The sequence below is a fragment of the Donghicola sp. genome, from assembly GCF_025210255.1.
Lineage (GTDB): Bacteria > Pseudomonadota > Alphaproteobacteria > Rhodobacterales > Rhodobacteraceae > Donghicola > Donghicola eburneus.
In genome coordinates this window covers 104,252-129,336 of record NZ_JAOARZ010000022.1, presented here as the reverse complement: position 1 = coordinate 129,336, position 25,085 = coordinate 104,252, and the positions used below count along the sequence as shown (strand labels likewise).

Below are 25,085 nucleotides of genomic sequence, written 5' to 3'. Positions count from 1 at the left end.
GTCGCGGCAGTATCCAAGACCTGCGCCCATGGGAGGATAGAATGAAAATCGGCTTTATCGGACTTGGAAACATGGGCGCGCCCATGGCACTGAACCTCGTCAAAGCGGGTCACGAGGTCACAGGATATGACGCCGCCGGCGTCACCGTCGAAGGCGTGGCCAACGCCACCTCTGGCGCAGAGGCCGCGACGGGTGCAGACGTTGTTATTACCATGCTGCCCAACGGCGCAATCCTGCAATCTGTTGCCGCCGAGATCATTCCAGCCATGCCCAAGGGCAGCGTGCTCCTTGACTGTTCGACCGTAGACGTCGACAGCGCCCGCGCCGTGTCAGACCAAGCCCGCGAGAACGGCCTTGATGCGCTGGATGCCCCTGTCTCTGGCGGGATTGGCGGCGCGGCGGAGGGCACTTTGACCTTTATGGTTGGCGGCAGCGAAGCGGCCTTCGCGACCGCCAAACCTCTGTTCGACATCATGGGGCAGAAAGCCGTCCATTGCGGCCCTTCGGGCAACGGCCAAGCCGCCAAAATCTGCAACAACATGATCCTTGGCGTGACCATGATCGCGACGTGCGAGGCTTTTGCCCTTGCCGACAAACTAGGGCTCGACCGACAGGCGATGTTCGATGTGGTCTCCACCTCCTCGGGCGCAAGTTGGTCCATCAACGCCTACTGCCCTGCCCCCGGCATTGGCCCGCAATCCCCGTCAGACAATGACTACAAGCCGGGCTTTGCGGCGGACCTAATGCTCAAGGACCTGCGCCTGTCGCAACAGGCCGCTGCCAGCGCAGACGCCGATACGCCCATGGGTCAATTGGCCGAAACGCTCTACCAAACCTTTGTCGAAACCGAAGACGGCAGCGGCAAAGATTTTAGCGCGATGCTACCGCGATTCTCGGCCCGGTCGCGTACCTGATCCAACAGCCACCACCCATCACAGAGCCGCGAGCAGAGAGAACTGCTTCGCGGCTTTTGCGTTAGTCAGGTGAACAACGAAGGATGGACCCGTGAAACGCACAGCCCTTATTATCGCCTCTGCTTTGGCAGCGACGTTTGCCGCCCCTACCGCATTCGCTGCAGGCAACGGCAATTGCCCTCCGGGACTCGCCAAAAAGAACCCGCCCTGTGTCCCGCCGGGCCAAGCGAAAAAAGGCCATGATGCCGGCCACTTCCAGCGCGGCGACTACATCGGCCATTATGATCGCCTCGACCGACCCGACCGGTATGGCTTAAACGATGGCAACTATGTGGTGTCGAACGGCTACGTCTACCGTATCAACGAACAAACCGGCGAAGTGCTGGCTCTGATCGGCGCTATGCAAAATCTGCTGAACTAAGCTACGGGCAAAGCGCCGCATCTGCGGCCCCTAGCGTATCGAGCTCCCGAATGTTATATTCTACATACAGAATATAATTTAGGAGCTCGTTATGTTTTCCAAGAATGTTGGCGGTATTGACCGCATCCTGCGGATCGTGGTGGGCGCGGCCCTTCTGGTCGGCTTTTTGTTCAATGGCGACAGCACATATGGCTGGCTCTATTTGATCGGTATCATCCCGTTGGCGACAGGCCTGATGTCGACCTGCCCGCTGTATTCAATTTTCGGGATGAACACCTGTCCACGGAAATGACGCCAAGGGCACCTAATCAAATGGGGTTGGACCTTCGACCTCAAGATGCTCTGCAAACTTGAAGCAATAGGTCCACCACTCCACCAAATCTTCGCGGTTCTCGAGATTGTCCCATTTGCCTGCGTCCCAGCGATCATGCCAGACCTGTCGCTTTTCGGCGGCAGTTCGCTCCACATAGTTGGCGTCACTACGGCGCACCGCCTCAGCGCGCATATTTGCCGCGGTCCCGACAAAGTATTCCAATTCGGCGCTCTGGCCCGAAACAGGCGTTTGTTCCCCAGTCATTAACTCGATCAGAACCGCACACTCCACAAGGCTCTCTTCGAAAGGTTGGCCCGCATTGGCAGGTCCGGTCGCCGCAAACAGCAAGGCAGCGGCGGCACACAAGGTTTTCAAATCAACTCTCCTTCACTCGCAACGCGAGCAAAGCTGTCACCCCATTCCGGCAGCATGATGACACGAAAAAGGCGGAGCCTTGCCCCGCCTGCATTCTTTTTGCTTGGCTTATTCCGCCGCGACCGGCTTTCTTGGTTTGAGCATGTCGACCAGATAGTGCCCAGTGTGGCTGCGCGGCTCTTTGGCAACCTTTTCAGGCGTGCCCGTGGCCACGACTTCGCCGCCACCATCACCGCCCTCGGGACCGATATCTATGACCCAGTCGGCAGTTTTGATGACGTCGAGGTTGTGCTCAATCACGACAACGCTGTTGCCCTGTTCAACCAGTTCATGCAGCACTTCCAAGAGCTTACGCACATCCTCGAAATGCAGCCCTGTGGTAGGTTCGTCCAGAATATACAGCGTCCGACCTGTCGACCGTTTCGACAGTTCCTTGGACAGCTTCACGCGCTGTGCTTCGCCGCCCGAGAGGGTCGTCGCCTGCTGGCCGACCTTGATGTAGCCAAGGCCCACCCGCATCAGCGCGTCCATCTTCTCGCGGATACTCGGCACCGCTTGAAAGAATTCTTGCGCATCTTCGACAGTCATATCCAGCACATCGGCAATGGATTTGCCCTTGAATTGCACCTCGAGCGTTTCGCGGTTGTACCGCTTTCCCTTACAGGTTTCGCAGGTCACGTAGACGTCGGGCAGGAAGTGCATCTCGATCTTGATGACACCGTCGCCCTGACACGCCTCGCACCGCCCGCCTTTGACGTTGAAGCTGAAGCGGCCCGGTTTGTACCCGCGCGCCTTGGCCTCTGGCAGGCCTGCGAACCACTCTCGGATCGGCGTAAACGCCCCGGTGTAGGTCGCAGGGTTGGATCGCGGCGTCCGGCCGATGGGGCGCTGGTCAATGTCGATCACCTTGTCCAGATGCTCGAGCCCCTTGATCGTCTGGCAGGGCGCAGGCACCTGTTTCGCGCCATTCAGACGCATAGACGCGGTCTTGAACAGGGTCTCGATGGTCAGAGTCGATTTGCCCCCACCCGACACGCCGCTCACGCAGACAAACTTGCCCAACGGAAAATCCACCGTCACATCCTTCAGATTGTTCCCGCTGGCCTTCACGACCTTGATCTTCTTGCCATTTCCCTTGCGTCGCTCTGTAGGAACAGAAATTTCTCGCACGCCGCTCAGGTATTGCCCCGTGACCGAATTCGGGTCCGCCGCCAAAGCCTCTGGCGTCCCGTGCGAGACGACCTGACCACCGTGGACGCCCGCACCCGGCCCGATGTCAAAGACATAGTCCGCCTCGCGAATGGCATCTTCGTCATGTTCTACAACGATCACGGTGTTCCCCTGATCGCGCAGGTTTTTCAGCGTGGTCAACAGACGATCATTGTCGCGCTGGTGCAGACCAATCGAAGGCTCATCCAACACGTACAAAACACCTGTCAGACCGCTGCCAATCTGACTGGCCAAACGGATGCGCTGGCTCTCACCACCCGACAAAGTCCCCGCATTCCGCGACAGCGTCAGGTACTCCAGCCCAACGTTATTCAAGAACCCAAGGCGTTCGCGGATTTCCTTGAGGATTGCATGGGCAATCTCGTTCTTTTGCTTGGACAGACTCTCAGGGACGGTCTTGCACCAGTCATAGGCCTGCTTGATCGACATCTCGACCACCTGACCAATATGCAGCCCCCCAATTTTTACCGCTAAAGCCTCTTCACGCAGACGATACCCGTGGCACGTCCCGCAGGAGCGGTTGTTCTGATAGCGCTCGAATTCTTCGCGAATCCAGTTGGAATCGGTCTCGCGATAGCGGCGTTCCATGTTCGGGATGACGCCCTCGAACACACGGCTGACCTGATAGACGCGCCCGCCTTCGTCATAGCGGAACTGGATTTCTTCGTCGCCAGATCCGTACAGGAACACCTGCTTCACATGGGCAGGCAAGTCCTTCCACTTGGTGTTCTTGTCAAACTCGTAGTGCTTGGCGATCGCTTCGATGGTCTGCAGGAAATACGGCGACTTCCCCTTGCGCCAAGGCGCCAAAGCCCCGTCATAGACCTTCAGATCCTCGTCCGGCACGACCAGCTTTTCGTCAAAGAACAGCTCTACGCCCAAGCCGTCACACTCTGGACAGGCCCCGAATGGCGCGTTGAACGAAAACAGGCGCGGCTCAATCTCGGGGATCGTGAACCCGCTGACGGGACAAGCAAAATTCTCGGAGAAGGTAAAGCGCTCCGGCTCCCCTTCGCGCGGCGCCGTCTCCAGAATGGCGATCCCATCGGCCAGATCCAACGCGGTCCGGAATGAATCCGCCAGACGCGTCTCCATCCCCTCGCGCACAACGATCCGATCCACGACCACATCAATGTCGTGACGGAACTTCTTGTCCAAGGTCGGCGGCTCATCCAGATCATAGAATTCGCCATCAACCTTAACGCGTTGGAAGCCCTGCTTACGTAGTTCCAGAAATTCCTTGCGGTACTCGCCTTTGCGGTCGCGCACGATCGGCGCCAGCAAATAGGCGCGAGTACCCTCTTCCATGCCCATGACACGGTCGACCATGTCCTGAACCTGCTGCGCCTCGATCGGCAAGCCGGTCGCGGGGCTGTACGGAGTCCCCGCCCGCGCAAACAGCAGACGCATGTAGTCGTAAATCTCGGTCACAGTCCCGACGGTCGATCGCGGGTTCTTGCTGGTGGTCTTCTGCTCGATAGAGATCGCTGGGCTCAGACCACTGATGTGATCCACATCCGGCTTTTCCATCATATCGAGGAACTGCCGCGCATACGCGCTCAGGCTCTCGACATAGCGTCGCTGCCCTTCCGCATAGATCGTATCGAACGCCAGACTGGACTTGCCGGACCCCGACAAACCGGTGATCACCACCAGCTGGTCGCGCGGAATATCCACGTCGATGTTCTTCAGATTATGCTCGCGCGCGCCGCGGACCTCGATGTTCTTCAGCTCGGCCATTCGGACCCCCAGAAAGTGACCCCTATCAAATAGTCCAGCCTGCCCGAGTCTCCAACCATTCGTTAAGAACTTTTTAAGAACATCCGCTCTTTCACGCCCTTCGCTTTCTGCTTTGCAAAAATACTCACTATGCCAGCCACGCCATCAGCGCAAAGAAAAGGGCGAGAGCAGCCTTTGCCACCCTCGCCCTTTTCAAATCTTAATCGATTAAATCAGATGTGGATCGCGCGATCCCAAGCGTCCAAGACGCTCTCGTGCATCATTTCCGACAGTGTCGGATGCGGGAACACGGTTTCCATCAAATCCGCTTCGGTGGTCTCCAGCTTCTGGCCGATGACGTAGCCTTGGATCATTTCGGTGACCTCGGCGCCAACCATGTGCGCGCCGAGCAGCTCGCCGGTTTTCTCGTCAAACACGGTTTTCACCATGCCCTCGGGCTCGCCCAGAGCGATCGCCTTACCGTTCCCGATGAAAGGAAAGCGGCCAACCTTGATCTTGTATCCAGCCGCTTTGGCCTTCTCTTCGGTCAGGCCGACGCTGGCGATCTGCGGATGGCAATAGGTACAGCCGGCGATGGTCTCTGGCTTGACGGGGTGCGGATGACCGCCCGCGATGTGCTCTGCAACCATGACGCCTTCGTGGGACGCTTTGTGCGCCAGCCAAGGACCATTGGTCGCGTCGCCAATGACATAAATGCCCTCGACACCGGTGCGGCAGAACTCGTCGGTCACGGCAAAGCTGCGGTCGATCTTGACGCCCACTTCTTCCAGACCGATACCGCCGGTGTTGGCGACGATGCCCACAGCCGAGATAACGGTGTCGAACTCTTCGGTCGTGGTCTTGCCGCCCATTTCGATGTGCGCGGTGACCTTGCCGTTGCCGCGGTCCAATTTTTTGACCATGGCTTTTTCTTTGATCTTGATGCCCTGCTTGGTGAACGCCTTTTTCGCGAAGGCCGCGATTTCTGCGTCCTCGACCGGCAGGATACGGTCCTGAACCTCGACGACAGTCGTGTCAGCACCCAAGGTGTTGTAGAAACTGGCGAATTCGATGCCGATCGCGCCCGAGCCGATCACAAGCAGTTTCTTGGGCATCTTCTGGGGGACAAGTGCGTGCTTGTAAGTCCAAACCAGATCACCATCCGCTTCCAGCCCGGGCAGTTCGCGCGCGCGCGCACCGGTGGCGACGATGATGTTCTTGGCGACAAGTTCTTCGGTGCCCTTGTCGGTCTTGACGCTGACCTTGCCTTTGGCGGGGATGGTCGCAGTGCCCATGATGGTGGTCACTTTGTTTTTCTTCAGCAGGTGACCAACGCCACCGTTCAGCTGCTTTGCCACGCCGCGCGAGCGCTTCACAACCGCGTCCAAGTCAAAGCTGATGTTCTCTGCCGACAGGCCGAAATCCTTGGCGCGATGCATGGTGTGATAGACTTCTGCCGAGCGCAGCAGCGCCTTGGTCGGGATACACCCCCAGTTCAGGCAGATCCCGCCCATGTGCTCGCGCTCGACCACGGCGGTCTTGAGCCCCAGCTGTGCTGCCCGAATTGCAGCTACATACCCGCCGGGGCCCGCCCCGATCACGACAACATCGAATTCCTTGGCGGCCATTGGCACTCCTCCGATTCAAGAATTAGTTTGACGTTAAACTATCTTGGACGGAGCATCAACAAAGGCGTCAGCCAACAGCTTCGAGTTGTTGTTTTTCCTGCAACTCACGCAAGATTTCGCCGTAGCCGCCGGCCGCAAGGAACGTCTCTTCGGCTGCCGTAGAGCTGCGACCTAGCGCCTTGTTGCGGTAAGGGAAGCGCCCGAATTTACGAATGATTTCACGATGAACCTTAGCATGGAGCAGGTTGCTCTCGCCGGTTTCCGGCAGACGCTCGTGCATCAGGCGCACACAGCGATCCTGATCGCATAGGCTCTCGGAATGCATCAAGGGCAAGTAAAAGAATTGACGTGCGGGCTCGTGAATCTTCAGATCCCAGCCATGATCGATGGCAACCTTGGCCGCGGCGCGCGCCGGAAAGTCCGTGGCAAAGGCCTGCGCGTCATCGCGGAACATGTTCCGCGGCAGCTGGTCCATCAGAACAATGTAGCCCAGCGCACCCGTTGGATAGGTCAGCCAAAGTCCATAGGCGCCTTCTGCGGCTTCGGTCCAGATGTCGAAAAATTTGTCTCGGATCTCCGCGTCCAGAGCTTCGGTACTGTTGTACCAGCCTTTTGGACCAACCTCGTCCAACCAGAATTCTAATACCTTTTGCGGTGTCATCAGTCTGCCCTCCACTCAACACTCCATAAAATCGTTACGTAAGGTTGGGTGGAGAGAACAGTCACAATTTATAACATCCTGATGCAACCAGAGAGGGGCACCGGCGGATTATTTCTCTTCGACGGGGTTGGCGTGCGACTCTTCGAGCGCGGTTTCGACCGCCAGTTGGGTCGCCGTTGCGTAAACTGGTGCGTAGGAATTGTAATCCTCGCGCGAGGGTGCGGAGCGGACGGTCATGCGGTACGCAGCGTAGCCGACCAGCGCGGCCAACAGGACCCCGATGATCAGGAAAAACGCGTTGGGCCCGAATTGTGACATGAGCCAACCCGTGATCACAGGACCCGCTATCGCCCCGAAACCGTTGATGAAAACCAGCCCACCCGAGGCGGCGGCCATATCCTCGGTCTCGAGATAGTCGTTCGTGTAAGCCAGAAGCAGGGCATAGAGGGGGTTCGTCACGCCGCCAATGAGCGAGGCCGAGACCAGCAGCAGCACAAAGTGGTTGCCCACCAACATGCCCAGAATTGCACCCAGGACACCGATCGTCGCCAACACGACAATCAGCAGACGGCGATCCATGCGATCCGACAGCCAACCAATCGGGAACTGCACCACAAGAGCTGCGGCAAAAAAGACCGAGATAAAGACCGAAATTTGTGCAGTGTTCAGCCCCGCTTCGGTACCAAAGACGGACGCCATGCCGAATTGCGCTGCAAACGCACCGCCCAACAGGAACATGCCCACGCAGCCCAAAGGCGAGATATTGTAGAGCTGGCGCAGGGTCATCGGCTTGGTCCGGTCAAAGGCCGGGGTCGGGTTGATCGACAACAGAATGGGCGCAAAGGACAGCGAAACCAAAACCGACGGAATGACGAACAGCAGGTACCCGCCAACGTCGCTCACGTTTACCAGACCTTGGGCCGCCACCAGACCAAAAATCTGAACCAGCATATATAGGGACAGCGCTTGCCCACGGGTTTCATTCGTCGTGGTGTTGTTCAGCCAGCTTTCCGCCGTCACGTAGACTGCCGAGAAGCAAAAGCCGATTGCCACGCGCCCCACGGTCCACGCCCACGGGTCCGCAATCGCCGGATATAGAATCAAAACTGCCGACACCATCGAGGCCAGCGCCGCAAACACCCGCACGTGCCCCACGCGCCGGATCATCTCTGGCGCCATCCGTGAGCCGCCCAAGAAGCCGAGGAAGTAGGCCGACATCACGATCGACATCTCAAAGGTGCCAAAGCCCTCATAGGCGCCGCGCAGACCAAGGAGCGTGCCTTGCATCCCGTTGCCCACCATCAGCAGCAATAGACCTAGAAGGAGCGGCCATGCGCTCGAGAACACCTGTAGCATCTGAACTTCCCAGAGTTTGCGTTTCTATTCGGAAGACTAACCGCGGCCTCACCTTAACAGAAGGCGGGTACTCGCACAAAGCCTAGGGAATCAACAGGGATGCATCCCCGTAGGAAAAGAAACGATATTTTTGCGAAATCGCATGGTCGTAAGCGGCCATGATACGGTCCCGTCCGACAAGCGCAGAAACCAGCATCATCAAGGTCGATTTGGGCAGGTGGAAATTCGTCATCAGCGCGTCTGCAACGCGGAATTCAAAGCCCGGATAGATGAAAATATCTGTATCGCCGGACCAAGGCCGAATGGCCCCAGTATCGCGCGCCGCCGTTTCGATCAGCCGCAGCGCGGTTGTCCCGACGGGTATCACGCGGCCTCCGCTCGCTTTGGTCTGTGCGATCTCGGACGCGGCGGCTTGGCTGACTTCGCCCCACTCCGAATGCATCTTGTGCGTGGTAACATCATCCACCTTGACCGGCAAAAAGGTCCCTGCCCCGACATGCAAGGTCACATAGGAGAAGCCAACGCCCATGCCAGCCAGCTTATCCAAAAGCGGTTGGTCAAAGTGCAGGCTCGCGGTTGGTGCCGCGACTGCACCGGTGTTGCGCGCCCAAACGGTCTGGTAATCCTCTTTGTCCTGACTGTCGGCAGCGCGCTTGGCCGCGATATAGGGCGGCAACGGCATCGCCCCTGCTTCGGCCAAAGCGGCATCGAAGTCATCGCCTGTCAGATTGAATTCCAGAACGGCCTGCCCCTCTTCGCGGCCCACGAGCTGCGCCCTGAGATCAGCCGAGAATTCGACCCACTCGCCTTCGCCCAATTTGCGCAGGGGTTTGACCAAGGCCGCCCACTGCCCGTTCGGGCGCGGCTCCAGCAGGGTCACCTCGATCTTGGCGCTCACGCGACCTTGGGCACTGTCCCGCCAGCGTTGGCCGAACAGGCGCGCCGGAATCACGCGCGTATCGTTCAAGACCAAACGATCGCCAGCCTGCAGCAGATCCGGTAGGTCATACACATGCAGATCAGACAGCCCATCAGGACGCGACACCAGCAGCCGCGAGGCGCTGCGGGGCTTGGCCGGACGAGTCGCGATCAGGCTCTCGGGCAGATGGAAATCGAAGTCGCTTAGTTTCACTGGCTTACCTTTGGCGGAGGACGGCGGAAAATCTCTCTGAACATACCGGGGGTCAAGACCGAAAGCGGATTGACCCCGACTTGCGGCGCAGAGGTAGAGCCGGTGAGGGTAAAGTTAAAGCCAAAGAGTCCCTCGCCCGCGCGGGTAAAGATGCCTCCAATGCCGTTCAGCATGTAGACAGGGGACAGGACACCTTGCAGATCCATCATATTATTCTTCAGACCAATAATACCGTCCAGCGACAGCCCCATCGACGGACCCACAGCGCTGCTTTCGGTAAGGATGAACTGTTCTGGCGTCAGTCGGAATTTCGCATCCACATTTGAAAAGTAGATTCCGCCGTTAGCCATTTGATCCAAAAGCCCCACCACGCTCACTGCATTCAGCAGGTCCGTGACCGCAGGCGCATCGTAAAGGCGGGTGTTCGTGATCGCGAGCACTCCATCATACTGCCCCTCCGTCCGCGCAGGGGTCAGGGTCAGAACCATTTCGCCACCATTGGCTTGTTTCAGAATGCCCGCGTCCCGCATCACATCGCCACCGTCTTCGCTGGTGACGCGGATAGCGCTGCGGCCGCGGCTTGGGGCGATCAGCCCTTCGACCGGGGCGCCACCATTCACGTTTGCGGTAAAGGTCCCTCGAGTCCCACCAGTGGTTTCGAAGTCTCCATTGAAGTTTTGCAACCCAATGCCGCTCGTGATCTGAACCGTCATGTCAGACAGGCGCAGCGGACTACCCGCGCCGCCCGAAGAGCGCGTCGCGGGCATCTTGGAGATATCAACGCGCCCATCACGCAGTGAAATCAGCGGTGGAGCATTCTGGCGCAGGCCAAGTGTAACGTTGGAATCCAGCCAATTGCCCACGCGCAACTGCGACAGCCGAACGTCGGTGACCTTCCCTTCGGCTGTGGTGCGCAAATCACCCGAGAGCGCCAAACCGGGGGCCGAAAATTCAAGCGTATCGATCGCCAACGGGTTCAGTTGCCCCGCGAGCGTGAGCCCGCCATTCGCGCTACGCGCCTTGGACCAACCGATAGAGGACAGGCCGACTCCCACACCACTGAGTTTGCTGGTCAACCTCAACCCGATTGGCTTGCCTTTGGGCAAAGTCAGGTCGAGCCGCCCCGTCCCCTGCCCCGAGATCGCAACAGTCCCCAAATCAATATTCAAGGCATCAAGCGCGCGTTCGCTCAACTCAACGTCTGCACTTACAGTCGGTGTGCCGCCTTTGGGCGCTGTGAAGCTGCCATCAAAGGGAATCTGGTTAAACCGCCCACGCCCCGAAATTTTCACTCCACCGCGATCCGCGTGCAGTGTTAGGCTTTCAGAGGCCAGCACCGAGCCTTTGACGATTTGATTAGTACGCACCTGCCGGATGGTTGCGTCGAAATCATAGGCAACATCATTTGGACCAAGCTTGGGCTTGAACGGGATACCCAAGGTGCCCTCCACCTCTGCCATCCCGTCAGCCAAAGTGGTCGGCAGGTTGGTCTTGGTCGGCACATTGATCGGGTCTGAGTCCAGCAGGCTCATAAACGCGGTGACGGTCCCTTTGCCCCGTAGCGCGACTTGGGCATCCTCAGGCGGTTTGCCAAATTTCGGGATTTCATAGCGCGAACCGCTGATGTCGATCACACCACCCTGCTTGGGGCGCACCTCGGCTTGGTCGACTTGCAGAGCAAAACGAGTGTTGTCCAGTTCGGCCCAGCCCGAAGCGTTTCGGATCGGAGGCATCGTGGGCAGGTATTGCACCTCTGCCCCATCAAACGCGAAGTCCAACTGATGGCGCGGCTTCTCGCCCGGATCGGCGGTCAGATGAACCTGAATGTCCCGCAGGCGTCCTGCCTTGATGTTCTTGCTCAGCCAGTCGCGGACTTTGGCGCCTTTGGACGGAGGCCAGTAGGACACCACATCCTCTGGGCTAACTTCGTCCACCTCGGCCAGCAAACTCAGGGCCCAACCACCCACGGCAGCCTCGACCCGACCAGAGATGTTGGCACGGCCCTCTGGGACCTGCACCGTCATCTGGCCCAACTCGAGCGCAAAATCGGGCAGGTTCAGGCGGAACGATGCATCGGCTTGCTGGATGTCCAGCGCTTTGGTCATGACGCCGATCGGCGCAGCGGTCAGGTCCGACAAACGGATCTGACCAATCATCGCCGAAGGCCACTGGCTGCCCTCATCAATAACCAGTTGTGCACTGCCTTCGGCGCGGCCCGTGACCCATGCGCTATCGACGGAGACCTCGTCGAACAGCAGCAATCCGGCTTTGGGTTCATAGTTGAAGTAGGTGCGCGCGCCGTTGAACGGCACAGGCGCGGCATCTTCGTTCGGGCGCAGCGCGCCCTGCCCCACCGAGAGCGAAGCGCTCAGGTTTGAGAGTTCCCCCTCCTCGCCAAGCTGCCCCCGCAAGGAGCCAGACAAGGGCGCATCAAGCGCGGCAAAGAATGCCAATGCCGGTGCCTGCGTCGCAATATCCTGCGCGAGCAAATCAGTTACAGTCAGGCCGAAATCGGCAGAGAGCTCTCCTAACGTCCGCCAATAGCTGCCTTCAACCGTCGCGGCCGTGGCGCCCCCCGTGAGCAAGGTCAACGCCGACGAAGCATGCAGGTCATCGCCATCGCGCTCGACCATGAAGCGTCCGCCATCTACGGTCCAAGAGCGCTCTGCCCGCAGGTCCACATATCGCAGGCTCACATTATCAAGCGTGACTGTGCGCAGGGGGTCCAGTTCAGGCGTTTCGAATGCAGTGTCCAAGACCGAAATGAGCCGAGGGAAATCCATCGACCGCTCGACTGGTGTATCCGACGATCCAAAGGCCAGCTCGAACGTGCCATCCTGTGCTCGTTTCAAGTCAATCAAAAGACCACTGACCGACACGTGCTCGGCCGCCAAGATGCCCTTGATCAAGCGGCGACCCGACAGGTTCACCCGCATATCGCTCACGCGGGCTAGGGCCGCCCCGTCCGGCTGCGTGATCACCGTGTCGTGCAATTCGACCCACGGACGCAGGCCTGTGCCCACGGTCAGGTAAATCTCACCCAACTGGACGCGCGCGCCGGTTCCTTGCCCGGCCAAGGCCTGCTCGATCCGGTTTTCCGCCCACTCCGGCACCCGCACCGGCCGATCCAATAGATAAAGGGCTCCGCCCACGGGCAACAAAACCATGACGAGCAGCACGATACCGACAAAAGCCCACAACTTCCGACGCTTGCGCAGCGAAGCGGTGGATTTTTCTGCCGTTTCAGGCGTCTCGTTCTCTTTCTTTTCGGTCATGCGGCCCTAGACTGCCCGTAATCACTCACTGCAAGGTATATGCCCATGATTGAAGTTGGCGCGAAAGCCCCCGAATTCACACTCCCCCGTGATGGCGGCGGAGAAGTGTCGCTGGACAGCCTGTCGGGTCAGGCCCTGGTTCTGTATTTCTACCCCAAGGACGACACCCCCGGCTGCACCAAAGAAGCCATCGCCTTTACCGAACATGCCGACGCCTTTGGCGCCGCGAATGCAGTGGTACTGGGGATTTCCAAAGACACCGTTGCCAAGCATGACAAGTTCCGCGACAAGCACGGCCTGAAAGTGGCGCTTTTGTCGGACGAAAACAGCGATGTTTGCGAACGCTATGGCGTCTGGAAGGAAAAGAACATGTACGGCCGCACCTACATGGGCATCGAACGCACCACCGTGCTGATCGACGCATCGGGTACCATCGCCCGCATCTGGCCCAAGGTCAAAGTCGCCGGACATGCCGAAGACGTACTGGAGGCCGTGAAGGCGCTGTGACCCAAACTCTGGCAGAAATGGCAACCGAGGTTCTGACCTGCGGTGAAGGACGCGAGAAAACCGAAATCTCGAAGCGGCACGCGGAGGCGTGGTTCGCCGCGCGCAAGGCTGGCACGCCCATCCCTGTGGGCACCGCCAATCCGCCCCTGCGCCCGTCCCGTCCGGCCAAGCCAGAGCTACTGGACCCCCGTGATGTGCCCCGCCGCCGCCCCGGCAGCCCGCAGGGGCGCATCGCATTGCTACACGCCGTCGCTCATATCGAACTGAACGCGGTCGACCTGCACTGGGACATCATCGCACGGTTCGGACATATCCCCATGCCAATCGGCTTTTACGACGACTGGGTGAAATCTGCCGCCGAAGAATCAAAGCACTTCAACCTGATCTGCGACTGCCTCGAGGCGCTGGGTAGCTTTTATGGCGACCTGCCCGCCCACGCGGGCATGTGGAAGGCCGCCGAAGATACCGCGGAGGACTTCATGGGCCGTCTTGCCGTGGTCCCCATGGTGCTAGAGGCACGCGGTCTTGATGTGACCCCCGGCATGATCGAGATCTTCCGCAAGGCCAAGGCAGATGACGCCGTCGCCGCGCTGGAAATTATCTATTCCGAGGAAGTCGGGCACGTGGCCTTTGGCTCCAAGTGGTTCCACTTTATGTGCGGTCGCGAAAATCTGGACCCCAAGGATGTGTTTCACGATCTGGTACGCCGCTATTTCCACGGCGCACTTAAACCACCCTTTAACGAAGAAAAGCGCGCAGAGGCCGGAATCCCGCCTGACTTCTACTGGCCGCTGACCGAAACTGGATCGGTCACCGACGACTGAGTTCCGACGGTTGCTCTCGGCATCAATAGGTCGGCAGATTCCCGCCGAAAGAGCGGGAACCGGCCAAACCGGTTGGCCTGAATTTTCAAAAAGGTTGCCCTAAAACCACGGTGCGGTTTATCCCCTACCTACGCCGTCGCTGCGCCCTGTGGCGTGCTCGCGTCAAAACACCTAGGGGACATATCAGTGAGAAGCCGCGTTAACCGCTTTATCGAGACACACTTCGCCAATGTGTTTCCGGAACGCCGCGTATTTTTGCGTTCGGACACGGAAACCCGTTTCATCCGCCTGACACCGCTTACGCAGATTACAGCGCTTGGTGGGCTGGCGTTGATCATGTCTTGGGCTGCAATCTCGACATCTATCCTGCTCATGGACAGCATCGGGTCCGGCAACCTGCGCGCCCAAGCACAGCGGGAACAAGAAAACTACGAAGAGCGTCTGAACCGTCTGGCCCAAGAGCGTGATATGCGTGCCGAAGAAGCCTCGGACGCGCAGGAGCGCTTCAATCTTGCGCTGCAGCAGATCTCGGTCATGCAGTCGCAGCTTCTGTCCTCCGAAGATCGCCGCCGCGAGCTGGAAACCGGACTGACCGTCGTGCAGGACACCCTACGCCGCACCATGGATGCCCGTGATACCGCCGCTGAAAAGGTTGTCGCCCTGCAAGCCGCGATCGAAGGCGAAGACGGCGCGACCAGCGTGGTCGCCATGGGCTCTGAGGTGAACGGTGCTGTTGATGCCCTGAGCGTCGCCCTGTCCGAGACTGCCGCCGAGCGCGACGCCAAAGCCCAAGAGGCCCGCCAAGCTGTTCGTGAAGCGGATGAGATTGCCATGCAGCTAAAGCTGCTGCGCGACCAGAACGACCGCGTCTTCCGTCAACTCGAAGAAGCGATGTCGGTGTCGGTTGAACCCCTGAACAAGATGTTCCGCTCTGCCGGTATGGATCCTGACCGCATCATTGGCCAAATCCGCAACCGCTATTCAGGCCAAGGCGGCCCGCTCATGCCGCTGACCTTTGGCACCGAAGAAGAGCACAGCCACGAGATCGATCGCGCCAATCGCCTTTTGGAACAGATGGATATGCTGAACATGTATCGCATGGCTGCTGAAAAAGCGCCCTTTGCGACGCCTGTTAAATCGGCATTCCGCTTTACCAGCCCCTTTGGTTATCGCCGTGATCCGAAAACAGGCGGACGCCGGATGCATGCCGGTGTAGATTTTGCAGCATCCACCGGAACGCCGCTTTACGCGACGGCCGATGGCGTTGTAATCCATGCTGGCTGGTCGTCGGGTTATGGTCGTTTGGTTAAAATCCAGCATGAATTTGGTATCGAGACAAGGTATGCCCACTTGTCCAAACTTAACGTGACCAAGGGCCAAAGGGTCTCGCGTGGTGACCGTATCGGTGATATGGGAGCATCAGGACGCGTGACCGGCGTACACCTGCATTACGAGGTGCGCGTCGGGGGCAAACCCGTCAACCCGATGGTATATATCAAGGCTGCTAATGATGTTTTCTAAAAGCAAGATCAACGAACCTGGCCCCAAGGCCACCGAAGCTCCGGCACCGGCTCCGGCAACGGCACCTGCGGAAAAGTCTGATTTCAAAGCACCCGCGGCGACCAAGGCGAAGCCCCCCGCATCGGTTCTGTCGTCTGATCTGCACGTCGAAGGTAACATCCGCACCACTGGCGATGTTCAGGTCGAAGGCACCGTTGACGGTGACATCCGCGCCCACCTGCTGACCGTTGGCGAAACCGCCACCATCAAAGGCGAAGTTGTAGCTGACGACGTCGTTGTAAACGGCCGCATCGTGGGCCGCGTGCGCGGTCTGAAGGTTCGCCTGACCTCGTCGGCACGTGTTGAGGGTGATATCATCCACAAGACCATCGCCATCGAGAGCGGCGCGCACTTCGAAGGTTCGGTTCAGCGTCAAGACGACCCTTTGTCGACCGCCGGCGCCAAGCGCATTACTGGCCCCGAAAGCGCAAGCTGATCCGGCATTTTCCGGATAGATCTTTCGGGAAGATCTTAGGACGAGACAGAAAGGCACCGCGATTGCGGTGCCTTTTTCTATGTCGCGGTCTTAGGCGTTTTCGATCAAAATGCGATAGAGGTGCCACGTCGCATGTCCCAAAATGGGCAGTACGATAAACAGCCCTAAAAAACCCGGCAGCATCGCGACAAACGTCAGAACGGCCACGATCCCAGCCCAAGTCAGCATAGGCACAGGTGCCTGCGTGACAACCTCGAAGCTACTGATCATAGCCGTCACAAAATCCACGTCGCGATCAACAACCATCGGCAGCCCGACCACGGTGATCGCGAAAATCAGCAGCGCAAAGACCGCACCGACAGCTGTCCCGACCGCCAGCATCGTAAGCCCGTTGCTCGTAAGATAGACGTCATAAGACGTCGATACGTTGGTCATCGTCGACAGCCCCATGAAGAGGGCAAAGATCATGTGCGCGATGAAGAACCAGAACAGAAAGATGATCACGACCACCGCGCTAAGCCACGGCAACTGGCGGCTCCCCTGCCCTTTGACGGCGCCAAAGATACGGTGCCAGTCCATGGCCAGTCCGAACTCCAGCCGGCGCGATGTCTCGTACAGCCCCACAGCGGCAAAGCTCCCGACCAAGGGGAAGCTGATCACCGCCAACACCAACCAATAGGTCTGCCCCGTCATCGCGGTGATCGCCCACATCAGCCAGCCTACGGCTACATAGACGCCCGCAAAGATCAGCCCGAACACCGGCGAGCGCCGGAAGTCTCTAACCCCGCGCCGTAGCGCCAGATAAACGTCCGACATCGTTGCTTGCGCCAGCTCGGGCGCGCCGAGTTTGCTGCCCTGCTCAATGGCATCCATTCATGGTCTCCCCTCTTCCTCCGCAAGGGAGCCTATCGGCCATTGGCGATGCGGCGAAGATGTAATTTCGATACAGCTTATGAGGGGACAAAGAAAAACCGCGGCGATTAGGCCGCGGTGTTTTTTACTCTTCGAAGGTCGCTTCGGCGCGGGACTTGCCGCTGACATCCATGGCCAGCGTCGCTGCCATCAAGCCGTCCAGATCCCCGTCTAGTACGCCCGACGTATCAGAGGTCTCGAACCCTGTCCGCAGGTCCTTGACCATCTGGTAGGGCTGCAGAACGTAGGACCGGATCTGGTTGCCCCAACCCGCGTCGCCCTTGGCTTCGTGGGCGGCGTTGATGTCCGCGTTCCGTCGGTCCAGCTCCATTTGATACAGACGCGATTTCAGGGCCTTCATGGCGATATCGCGGTTCTGGTGCTGTGATTTTTCCGAAGAGGTCACAACAATGCCGGTGGGGATATGCGTGATCCGCACCGCCGAGTCTGTGGTGTTGACGTGCTGACCACCCGCGCCGGACGAACGGTAGGTGTCGATCCGGATTTCGCTGGGGTTCACCTCGATCTCAATGTTGTCGTCGACCACAGGATATACCCAGACCGAGCTGAACGAGGTGTGACGGCGCGCGGCCGAGTCATAGGGCGAGATGCGCACCAGACGGTGCACGCCGCTCTCGGTCTTTAGCCAGCCATAGGCATTGTGGCCACTGATCTTGTAGACCGCCGATTTGATGCCCGCTTCTTCGCCAGGGCTCATGGACTGCAGTTCGACCTTATAGCCCTTCTTCTCAGCCCAGCGGACGTACATGCGTGACAGGATCGAAGCCCAGTCACAGCTTTCGGTGCCGCCTGCGCCCGAGTTGATCTCGAGGAAGGTGTCGTTACCGTCCGCCTCGCCGTTCAGCAGAGCCTCCAGCTCTTTTTGCGCAGCGGTCTTGGCTAGGTCTTTCAGAGCTGCTTCGGCATCTTTGACGACCTCGTCATCCTCTTCCATCTCGCCAAGCTCGATCATGTCGATGTTGTCCTGCAGCTCCTGCTTGATGCCGGTGTAGACATCCATGGAATCGATCAGGGTTTGGCGGTCGCGCATCAGCTTTTGCGCCGCTTCGGGATCATCCCACAGGGTCGGGTCCTCAACACGGGCGTTGAATTCCTCGAGCCGGTGCTGCGCGGTGTCCCAGTTCAGCCGCTGGCGCAACAGCTCCAGCGATTTTTCGATCTCGGCCACGGTGTTCTGTGCTTCTGCGCGCATCTTCGTCCTATGGGTTTGAAAGGGTCAAAGGGGCCGCGCGGGGCGGCAGCCCTGTCAGGCAGCGGTGATACCGCAGCATCGCTATATGAGCAAGGTCAGTAGAGACCGCCCGCGCTGAGTGTCCCGAAATCGGCCTTGGGTCCGACCACGGCCGTGCCCCCGCCAGAGGTCGTGACCTGCTTGGGCGCATCGTCGGTTTCCCCGCGTCCGAACATGGGCAGGTTGGAACCAACGGCAAAGCCGCCGTCGAATGCGATCCCGAACATCGGCTCCTCGCCATCGCGGAAGTATTCCGCCACCACCTCAGCACCGCTGGCATCGTCCGACAGGCGCGCACCTGTAAAGCGGTCAATCTTGATGAAGTGACCACCCGGAGGTACGTCAAACGGGCCGCCACCATATTTCTTGGTCGCCGCCTGCATCAACTCGGTAAAGACCGGACCACACAGTGTACCACCGTAGGCGCCGCGGCCCATTGGGCGCGGGCTGTCAAAGCCCATGTAACACCCAGCTACGATGTTCGAGGTAAAGCCGACGAACCACACGTCCTTAGCGTCGTTGGTCGTGCCGGTTTTACCTGCAGTGGGGACAGGCAGCTTTACCGTACTGGCCGCAGTGCCGCGTTGCACAACGCCCTGCATCATCGAGGTCAGCTGATAGGCTGTGATGGGGTCCATCACCTGTTCACGATTCGAGGTGATGCGCGGCCCCATCCCATTCGGGATGGAAGGATCTGCACAATCGGTGCAAATGCGCTCTTCGTGGCGGTAGATGGTGCGGCCATAGCGGTCCTGAACGCGGTCAACCAAAGTGGGCTGCACGCGCTCACCGCCGTTGGCGAACATCGCATAGGCCGCAACCATCTTGTACAGCGTCGTCTCCTCGGACCCCAGAGAGTTCGCTAGGAAGCGGCCCATGTTGTCATAAACGCCAAAGCGTTCGGCATAGCGCGCGATGGTGTCCATGCCGACCTCTTGGGCCAGACGCACGGTCATCAGATTCCGCGACTGTTCGATGCCAGTCCGCAAGGGGGTGGGGCCATAGTATTTGTTCGACGAGTTTTTGGGGCGCCATAGACCTTGGGGGGTGTCCACCTCGATCGGAGCGTCGATCACAATCGTCGCGGGCGAGTAGCCGCTATCCAGAGCCGACGCATAGACAAAGGGTTTGAAGCTAGACCCCGGCTGGCGCTGTGCCTGCGTCACGCGGTTGAACACCGAATCCTGATAGGAGAAGCCCCCCTGCATTGCCAAAACACGACCGTTTTCCACGTCCATCGCCATCAGACCACCCTGCACTTCGGGGGTCTGTCGCAAGGTCCAGCGGATAAAGCTGCCATCTTCGTCCTTGGTCATGCGGCGGACAAGCACGACGTCGCCAACCTCGACCAGATCTCCAGCCACGCGGGCCTTGTTCGCGAGTTTACCATTCTCCAGACGCTTGCGGGCCCACTGAACGTCTTCGGACGGAATCCAGTGGCCATCTTCGTCCTCCTCGACGCCTTCGATCCCGATGCGGGCCGAGGTATCGCCAACGCGCAGAACAACGGCGGGATACCACTGCGCTTCAAGGAAGATGTCGCGGGGAACATCAACGTTCGACAGGGCTTCGCGCCACTGTTCTTCGGTCTCTAGTTCGGCTGGGTCGATCTTCTTGCCTGTGCCGCGCCATATCCCGAGACCGCGGTCATATTTTTCAAGGCCGCGGCGCAGGGATTCGCCTGCAACAGCTTGCAAATCGGGATCGACGGTGGCGCGCACCGATAGACCGCCGGTAAAGAATTCACCCTCGCCGAAATCGTCGCTCAGCTGGCGGCGAATTTCGTCAGTGAAGTAATCCCGGTAGGGCAGCGCAACGCGGAAGTCTTCGTAGTCGCCATTCTGCACGGATTTGAGTGGCAGCGCCTGCTCGGCATCGCGCATGTCGGCGGTGATGTAGCCGTTCTCTTCCATCTCGCGCAGCACGTAGTTCCGGCGATCCACCGCTTCTTCGTAGTCACGGACAGGATGCAGTTTGGCCGGTTTCTTGGGCAATGATGCCAGATATGCCGCCTCGCCCGGGGTCAGTTCACCCAGCGTTTTGTTGAAGTAGGTCTGCGCCGCAGCGGCCACGCCATACGAATTCGCGCCAAGGTAAATTTCGTTCAGGTAGAGCTCTAGGATCTCGTCCTTTTCCAGCGTCTGCTCAATGCGGGTGGCAAGGATCAGTTCTTTGATTTTACGCTCGGCCTGACGGTCGCCGGACAGAAGGAAGTTCTTCATGACCTGCTGAGTGATGGTCGACGCGCCGCGCACATTGCGGCCGCGCGACACCACCGCATCCCGTGCCGCCGAGGCGATGCCCATCAGGTCATAGCCCGAGTGCTGGTAAAAGTTCTTGTCCTCGGCCGAGATAAAGGCCGCTTTGACCAGATCGGGGATTTCCTCAGCAGGGACGAACAGACGCCGCTCTTTGGCGAATTCATCGATAATGCGCCCTTCGGCGGAATAAATTCTGCTGATGGTCGGCGGTTCGTACTGGGACAAAGCCTCGTGGCTTGGCAGGTCACGTCCGTACATCCAGAACACACCACCAATGCCCAGAGCAATCATGAAAATGCCCAAGGTGATGGCGCTAAAGATCGCCCCGAAGAAGGATAATATGAATCGCACCACTGGCCGGCCCTCGTGTCAAACGTGCCCCCTCTTATAGGCAGGGCCTTGTGGGGTCAAAACACAAAGGGTCGAGATCAATGCAAAGGCGGGCTATTGCCGGATCAATTGCCCCTCTGCAGCATCTGCAATCGCCCACTCTAGAATCGCCGTCGTGATGGCAGTTGCAGTGCGCGCGCGCCATTCTGGATTGGTGATGTTGGCGCGATCCCGTTCCGAAGACAGGAAGCCGACTTCAAGCAGGATGGAGGGGATATCCGCAGCCTTCAGGACCGAGAACCCCGCTCCGCGCAGTGGGCGCGAATGCAGCGGATTGCCATTCTCTTTGAGCGCCTCAAGCAATTGGCTTGCCGCACGTTTCGCGCGCGGCATCGTATCCGTCCGCGCCAAGTCCATTAGCACATGAGCGACGATATCGTCCTGCCCGGTCAGGTCTACCCCAGCCAGCAAGTCCGCCCTGTTGTGTCGCTCTGCAAGTTTCTGCGAGGCCTTGTCCGAGGCTTCTTCGGCCAGAGTATAAATGGTGGCCCCCCGCGCGCCGCCGCCGTCCAAGGCATCCGCGTGCAGCGATAGGAAAAGATCGGCGCGGGCCTCGTGGGCGATCGTGACGCGGGTTTCCAAGGGGACAAATTCGTCGGCCTCTCGGGTCAGGTAGACATCGACCTCGCCCGTCCGAACCAGCGTATCGCGCAGTTCCATAGCAAAGCGCAGCATTAACTCTTTCTCATCATAACCGCCGCGCTGCGCGCCCGGGTCTACGCCGCCGTGGCCCGGGTCAATGACAACCACCAGCTTACCACTGCCGGATTGGCGCATGCGGGCCGGATCAACATCCGCGACCAAGGGCATCCCCCAGTCGGGATCGGCAGGCGCGACGGACCGCGCGGCGAAGTCCTGAAGAGAGGTACGTTCAAGCGTCAGGTTCAGCGCGGCCTGCCCCGTCTCGGTATTGATCCGCAGATCAGACGAAGCCAGCGCCAAAGGCCCGTCAAGATCAAGGATCATCCGCGTCCAGCCGGGTCGATACTGACCAAAGCGCGCGTCCGATACGGCGGTTGTTTGGGTAAACAGCGCGGGGTCTAGCCCAGTCCAATCGACTTCGCGAAAGTCCGCGATCAAGCGTGCGGGGTCGTTCAGCGTGAACACCCGATAAGGCACCCCTTGGGTCATCCCAAGGGTCAGCGTCACCCCGCGTTCCGTGCCAGCAGCACGGGTTTCATCCGGTAGAATTCGGGCCCGCCCCGTGAAATCCTGAGCGAACGCAGCACCAGCAAGACACAGCGCCACCACCAAACCTGTAACAATGCGAAAAATCATCTGCTCGGCCTCTGACCGTCTTTTCGCAAATAGATACACGGTCTGGGGGCCTCCGCAAAGTTATCATGAAGGAGAGTGTGTAAGCCCGCCTAAAGACGGCACAAATCCGCTATCGGTTTGCCATGAATTCGGTCAGGCGCCGCAGACCCTCTTCGATATCTGCAGTCGAGCGCGCGTAAGAAAACCGCAGCGTCCCTGCCCCGCGATCTGGATCGAAATCGAGGCCGGGGGTCACCGCAACACCCGCTTTTTCCAAGATTTCGGCGCAAAAGGCGCGGCTGTCGTCGGTAATGTGGCTGACGTCGGCATAGACGTAAAATGCCCCATCGGGCGGCGCGATGCGGTCGAAACCTGCTTTGGGCAGGCCCTCGATCATCAGCTGACGGTTGCGCGTATAGACCTGCAGGTTCGCGTCCAACTCTTCCTTGCAGTCCAGCGCCCCAAGGGCGGCAATCTGGCTGGCATGAGGGGCGCAGATGAACATGTTCTGGGCCAGACGTTCAATCCGGCGTACGTGCTCGGGCGGAACAACCATCCAGCCCACGCGCCAACCAGTCATGCTGAAATACTTGGAAAAGCTGTTGATTACGTAGACGTCGTCGGAATGCTCCAGAGCCGTGACCGCTTTGGCCTCGTACTCGATACCATGGTAAATCTCGTCGCTGATAAAGGCGGTATTCTCGGCCTGCGCGGCATCAATGAGTGCGCCCAAATCATCCTTGCCCAACATAGTACCCGAGGGGTTCGCGGGCGATGCGACCATCAGACCGTCCAACCCTTTGCCCACAAAATCCGATGGCACCGGCTGATATCGGTTCTCGGCCGCCGTTTCGAGCATCACAGGTTCGACGCTCATTGCCTTTAGGATTTGGCGATAACTGGGATAGCCCGGCGCGCCGATGCCAACCTTGTCCCCTGCGTCGAACAACGCGGTGAACGCCAGCAAAAATGCTCCCGAAGAGCCCGAAGTCACCACGACCCGCGACGGGTCCAGATCAACGTCATACCAATCGCCGTAAAGCTGCGCGATCCGTGCCCGCAATTCAGGAATGCCCAAGGCAACCGTATACCCTAGCGAGCCACTCTCCATCGCCGTCGCCAAGGCTTGGCGCGCACCAGCCGGCGCGGCGGTACTAGGTTGACCGACCTCCATGTGAATGATGTGGCGTCCGGCCTCTTCGGCACGGCGCGCGGCCTCCATCACATCCATCACGATAAAGGGATCGACATCGCTGCGGGTTGAATTTCGCATGGGGTCCTCACTAGGGTGTTGCCAATGTCATTTCAGGCGAGGAAAGGATCGTCAATGCGCCAAGCCGCCCGCGTGCTGGCCACCGCACTTTGTCTGACCCTGATTGCGACGCTTCCCGCCCGCGCGATTGGCCTGTTGCGCGATCCGGATATCGAATACGCGCTCAACACCATTGCCTCGCCCATACTGAATGCGGCGGGTCTGGGTTCGCGGGTGCAGGTGCTGGTGGTGAATGACCAGAGCTTGAACGCCTTTGTCGTCGATGCCGAGCATATCTTTATTCACGCAGGCCTGCTTGCCCGTCTGCAGAATGCCAGCCAACTGCAATCGGTGATCGCCCACGAGGCCGCGCATATCGCCAACGGGCATATGGCCCGCCGCCTGTCAAACATGCGCACCGCGCGTACCGCAGCGGGATTGGGTCTAGCCCTTGCGGCAGCCGCCGCGGCAGGTGGTGCCGGTGGCGCCGCAGCTGGTATTGCCATCGGTAGCCAGTCCAGCGCAGCACGGGTCCTTTTCGCCCATACCCGCGCCGAAGAAGCCAGCGCAGATCAGGCAGGCGTCCGCTACATGGTGAATGCTGGGGTTAACCCCAAAGGTGCGGTCGAAGTGGTCGATATTTTTCGCGGTCAAGAGGCACTCAGTGTCTCGCGTCAAGACCCGTACACCCGTACGCACCCCCTGACCCAAGATCGCTTCCGCGCCCTCCAGGGGTTTGCCGCAGCCTATGCGGACCGCGCTTGGGCCGATTCCAGTTCTGCCGATTACTGGTTTGCCCGCGCCCAAGGCAAGCTCACCGCCTTTACCCGCGCCCCCAGCTGGACCCTACGCCGCGCCAAATCTAGCATCACCGACGACATCCGGCTGATGCGCGAAGCCGTCGCTTATCACCGCCAACCGAATGCGAAAAAGGCCATCGCGACAATCGACAAACTGGCAGCCGCCCGTCCCAAAGATCCCTTTGTCCACGAATTGCGTGGCCAGATCTTGCTCGAAAGCCGTAACTTCGGCGCCGCGACCAATGCCTATGGCCGTGCTGTGAATCTAGCGCCGAATGATCCACTGATTTTGGGGGGCTACGGCCGCGCATTGCTGGCGCTAAACACAGCTGATGGCAACAAACGCGCCCTCGCCGCACTGGAAAAGGCCCGCCGTACCGACCGCTACAGCGCAGCAGTGCTGCGCGATTTAGGGATGGCCTATGCCCGTGCGGGACAGAACGGGATGGCTTCACTTGTAACCGCCGAACGCTATGCTCTGAACGGTCGGCTGAATGACGCTGCACTCCACGCCAAACGAGCCGAAGGCTTGCTACCGCGCGGATCCGCCCCTTGGCAACGGGCGCAGGATGTGCTGACTGCTGCGAAAGCCGCGCCGAAATGAAAGGAC

At 59.3% G+C, this 25,085-nt stretch carries 20 protein-coding genes; 8 read left to right on the top strand and 12 right to left on the bottom strand.

Going from position 1 to position 25,085, the window contains the following annotated elements; all coding sequences use genetic code 11:
* The first annotated feature begins 41 nt into the window (after positions 1 to 41).
* The 3 genes from mmsB (at position 42) to N4A58_RS07900 (ending at position 1,627) form a co-directional block, all read left to right on the top strand.
* Positions 42 to 914: a 3-hydroxyisobutyrate dehydrogenase gene (gene mmsB / locus N4A58_RS07910; RefSeq protein ID WP_293708786.1), complete on the top strand. Its 873-nt coding sequence runs from the start codon at positions 42 to 44 to the stop codon at positions 912 to 914.
* Between the two features lie 91 nt (positions 915 to 1,005).
* Positions 1,006 to 1,335 (top strand): excinuclease ABC subunit A, encoded by a 330-nt coding sequence (locus tag N4A58_RS07905; protein ID WP_293708784.1) that lies wholly within the window; start codon positions 1,006 to 1,008, stop codon positions 1,333 to 1,335.
* Positions 1,336 to 1,426: 91 nt separating this feature from the next.
* On the top strand, positions 1,427 to 1,627 hold the full coding sequence (locus tag N4A58_RS07900) for a DUF2892 domain-containing protein (protein ID WP_072707089.1): 201 nt from the start codon (positions 1,427 to 1,429) through the stop codon (positions 1,625 to 1,627).
* A 12-nt stretch (positions 1,628 to 1,639) separates the two neighbouring features.
* Here the strand turns inward: N4A58_RS07900 and N4A58_RS07895 are convergent, their stop codons facing one another.
* From N4A58_RS07895 to N4A58_RS07865, 7 genes are all read right to left on the bottom strand, one after another.
* Positions 1,640 to 2,023 carry a hypothetical protein gene (locus N4A58_RS07895; RefSeq protein WP_293708781.1) on the bottom strand — a complete coding sequence of 128 codons (384 nt, stop codon included), beginning with the start codon at positions 2,021 to 2,023 and terminating at the stop codon, positions 1,640 to 1,642.
* Between the two features lie 108 nt (positions 2,024 to 2,131).
* Complete coding sequence (gene uvrA, locus N4A58_RS07890; protein WP_293708779.1) at positions 2,132 to 4,993, bottom strand: excinuclease ABC subunit UvrA; 2,862 nt, start codon at positions 4,991 to 4,993, stop codon at positions 2,132 to 2,134.
* Positions 4,994 to 5,205: 212 nt separating this feature from the next.
* Positions 5,206 to 6,600 carry a dihydrolipoyl dehydrogenase gene (gene lpdA / locus N4A58_RS07885; protein ID WP_293708777.1) on the bottom strand — a complete coding sequence of 465 codons (1,395 nt, stop codon included), beginning with the start codon at positions 6,598 to 6,600 and terminating at the stop codon, positions 5,206 to 5,208.
* A gap of 67 nt (positions 6,601 to 6,667) precedes the next feature.
* Positions 6,668 to 7,264: a DUF924 family protein gene (locus tag N4A58_RS07880; protein WP_092463933.1), complete on the bottom strand. Its 597-nt coding sequence runs from the start codon at positions 7,262 to 7,264 to the stop codon at positions 6,668 to 6,670.
* Positions 7,265 to 7,369: 105 nt separating this feature from the next.
* A complete protein-coding gene (locus N4A58_RS07875; protein WP_072707094.1) occupies positions 7,370 to 8,617 on the bottom strand; it encodes an MFS transporter in 1,248 nt (415 codons plus the stop codon).
* A gap of 82 nt (positions 8,618 to 8,699) precedes the next feature.
* Positions 8,700 to 9,749 carry a tRNA preQ1(34) S-adenosylmethionine ribosyltransferase-isomerase QueA gene (queA, locus tag N4A58_RS07870; protein WP_293708774.1) on the bottom strand — a complete coding sequence of 350 codons (1,050 nt, stop codon included), beginning with the start codon at positions 9,747 to 9,749 and terminating at the stop codon, positions 8,700 to 8,702.
* On the bottom strand, positions 9,746 to 13,024 hold the full coding sequence (locus N4A58_RS07865; protein WP_293708772.1) for a DUF3971 domain-containing protein: 3,279 nt from the start codon (positions 13,022 to 13,024) through the stop codon (positions 9,746 to 9,748). Before N4A58_RS07865 ends, queA begins: the two co-directional genes overlap by 4 nt.
* Before the next feature lie 45 nt (positions 13,025 to 13,069).
* Between N4A58_RS07865 and bcp the strand changes: the two genes are divergently transcribed.
* The 4 genes from bcp (at position 13,070) to N4A58_RS07845 (ending at position 16,351) form a co-directional block, all read left to right on the top strand.
* Positions 13,070 to 13,531 carry a thioredoxin-dependent thiol peroxidase gene (gene bcp / locus N4A58_RS07860; protein ID WP_293708770.1) on the top strand — a complete coding sequence of 154 codons (462 nt, stop codon included), beginning with the start codon at positions 13,070 to 13,072 and terminating at the stop codon, positions 13,529 to 13,531.
* 17 nt (positions 13,532 to 13,548) lie between these two features.
* A complete protein-coding gene (locus tag N4A58_RS07855; protein ID WP_293709290.1) occupies positions 13,549 to 14,355 on the top strand; it encodes a ferritin-like domain-containing protein in 807 nt (268 codons plus the stop codon).
* 186 nt (positions 14,356 to 14,541) lie between these two features.
* On the top strand, positions 14,542 to 15,876 hold the full coding sequence (locus tag N4A58_RS07850; RefSeq protein ID WP_293708768.1) for a M23 family metallopeptidase: 1,335 nt from the start codon (positions 14,542 to 14,544) through the stop codon (positions 15,874 to 15,876).
* The gene (locus tag N4A58_RS07845; protein WP_072707099.1) at positions 15,866 to 16,351 is read left to right on the top strand and encodes a polymer-forming cytoskeletal protein; all 486 of its coding nucleotides are present in this window, start codon (positions 15,866 to 15,868) and stop codon (positions 16,349 to 16,351) included. The genes N4A58_RS07850 and N4A58_RS07845 overlap by 11 nt, the downstream gene beginning before the upstream one ends.
* A gap of 90 nt (positions 16,352 to 16,441) precedes the next feature.
* On the opposite strand, the gene N4A58_RS07840 is transcribed toward N4A58_RS07845, so the two are convergent.
* From N4A58_RS07840 to N4A58_RS07820, 5 genes are all read right to left on the bottom strand, one after another.
* Positions 16,442 to 17,224, bottom strand: a complete 783-nt coding sequence (locus tag N4A58_RS07840; protein WP_293708764.1) for a DUF2189 domain-containing protein — start codon at positions 17,222 to 17,224, stop codon at positions 16,442 to 16,444.
* Positions 17,225 to 17,348: 124 nt separating this feature from the next.
* The gene (gene prfB / locus N4A58_RS07835; RefSeq protein ID WP_072707101.1) at positions 17,349 to 18,476 is read right to left on the bottom strand and encodes a peptide chain release factor 2; all 1,128 of its coding nucleotides are present in this window, start codon (positions 18,474 to 18,476) and stop codon (positions 17,349 to 17,351) included.
* A gap of 95 nt (positions 18,477 to 18,571) precedes the next feature.
* Positions 18,572 to 21,130: a penicillin-binding protein 1A gene (locus N4A58_RS07830; protein ID WP_293708761.1), complete on the bottom strand. Its 2,559-nt coding sequence runs from the start codon at positions 21,128 to 21,130 to the stop codon at positions 18,572 to 18,574.
* 90 nt (positions 21,131 to 21,220) lie between these two features.
* Positions 21,221 to 22,444 (bottom strand): N-acetylmuramoyl-L-alanine amidase, encoded by a 1,224-nt coding sequence (locus tag N4A58_RS07825; protein WP_293708759.1) that lies wholly within the window; start codon positions 22,442 to 22,444, stop codon positions 21,221 to 21,223.
* 109 nt (positions 22,445 to 22,553) lie between these two features.
* Positions 22,554 to 23,696 carry an aminotransferase class I/II-fold pyridoxal phosphate-dependent enzyme gene (locus N4A58_RS07820; RefSeq protein WP_293708757.1) on the bottom strand — a complete coding sequence of 381 codons (1,143 nt, stop codon included), beginning with the start codon at positions 23,694 to 23,696 and terminating at the stop codon, positions 22,554 to 22,556.
* A 54-nt stretch (positions 23,697 to 23,750) separates the two neighbouring features.
* Between N4A58_RS07820 and N4A58_RS07815 the strand changes: the two genes are divergently transcribed.
* Positions 23,751 to 25,079 carry a M48 family metalloprotease gene (locus N4A58_RS07815; RefSeq protein WP_293708755.1) on the top strand — a complete coding sequence of 443 codons (1,329 nt, stop codon included), beginning with the start codon at positions 23,751 to 23,753 and terminating at the stop codon, positions 25,077 to 25,079.
* Positions 25,080 to 25,085: the final 6 nt, after the last annotated feature.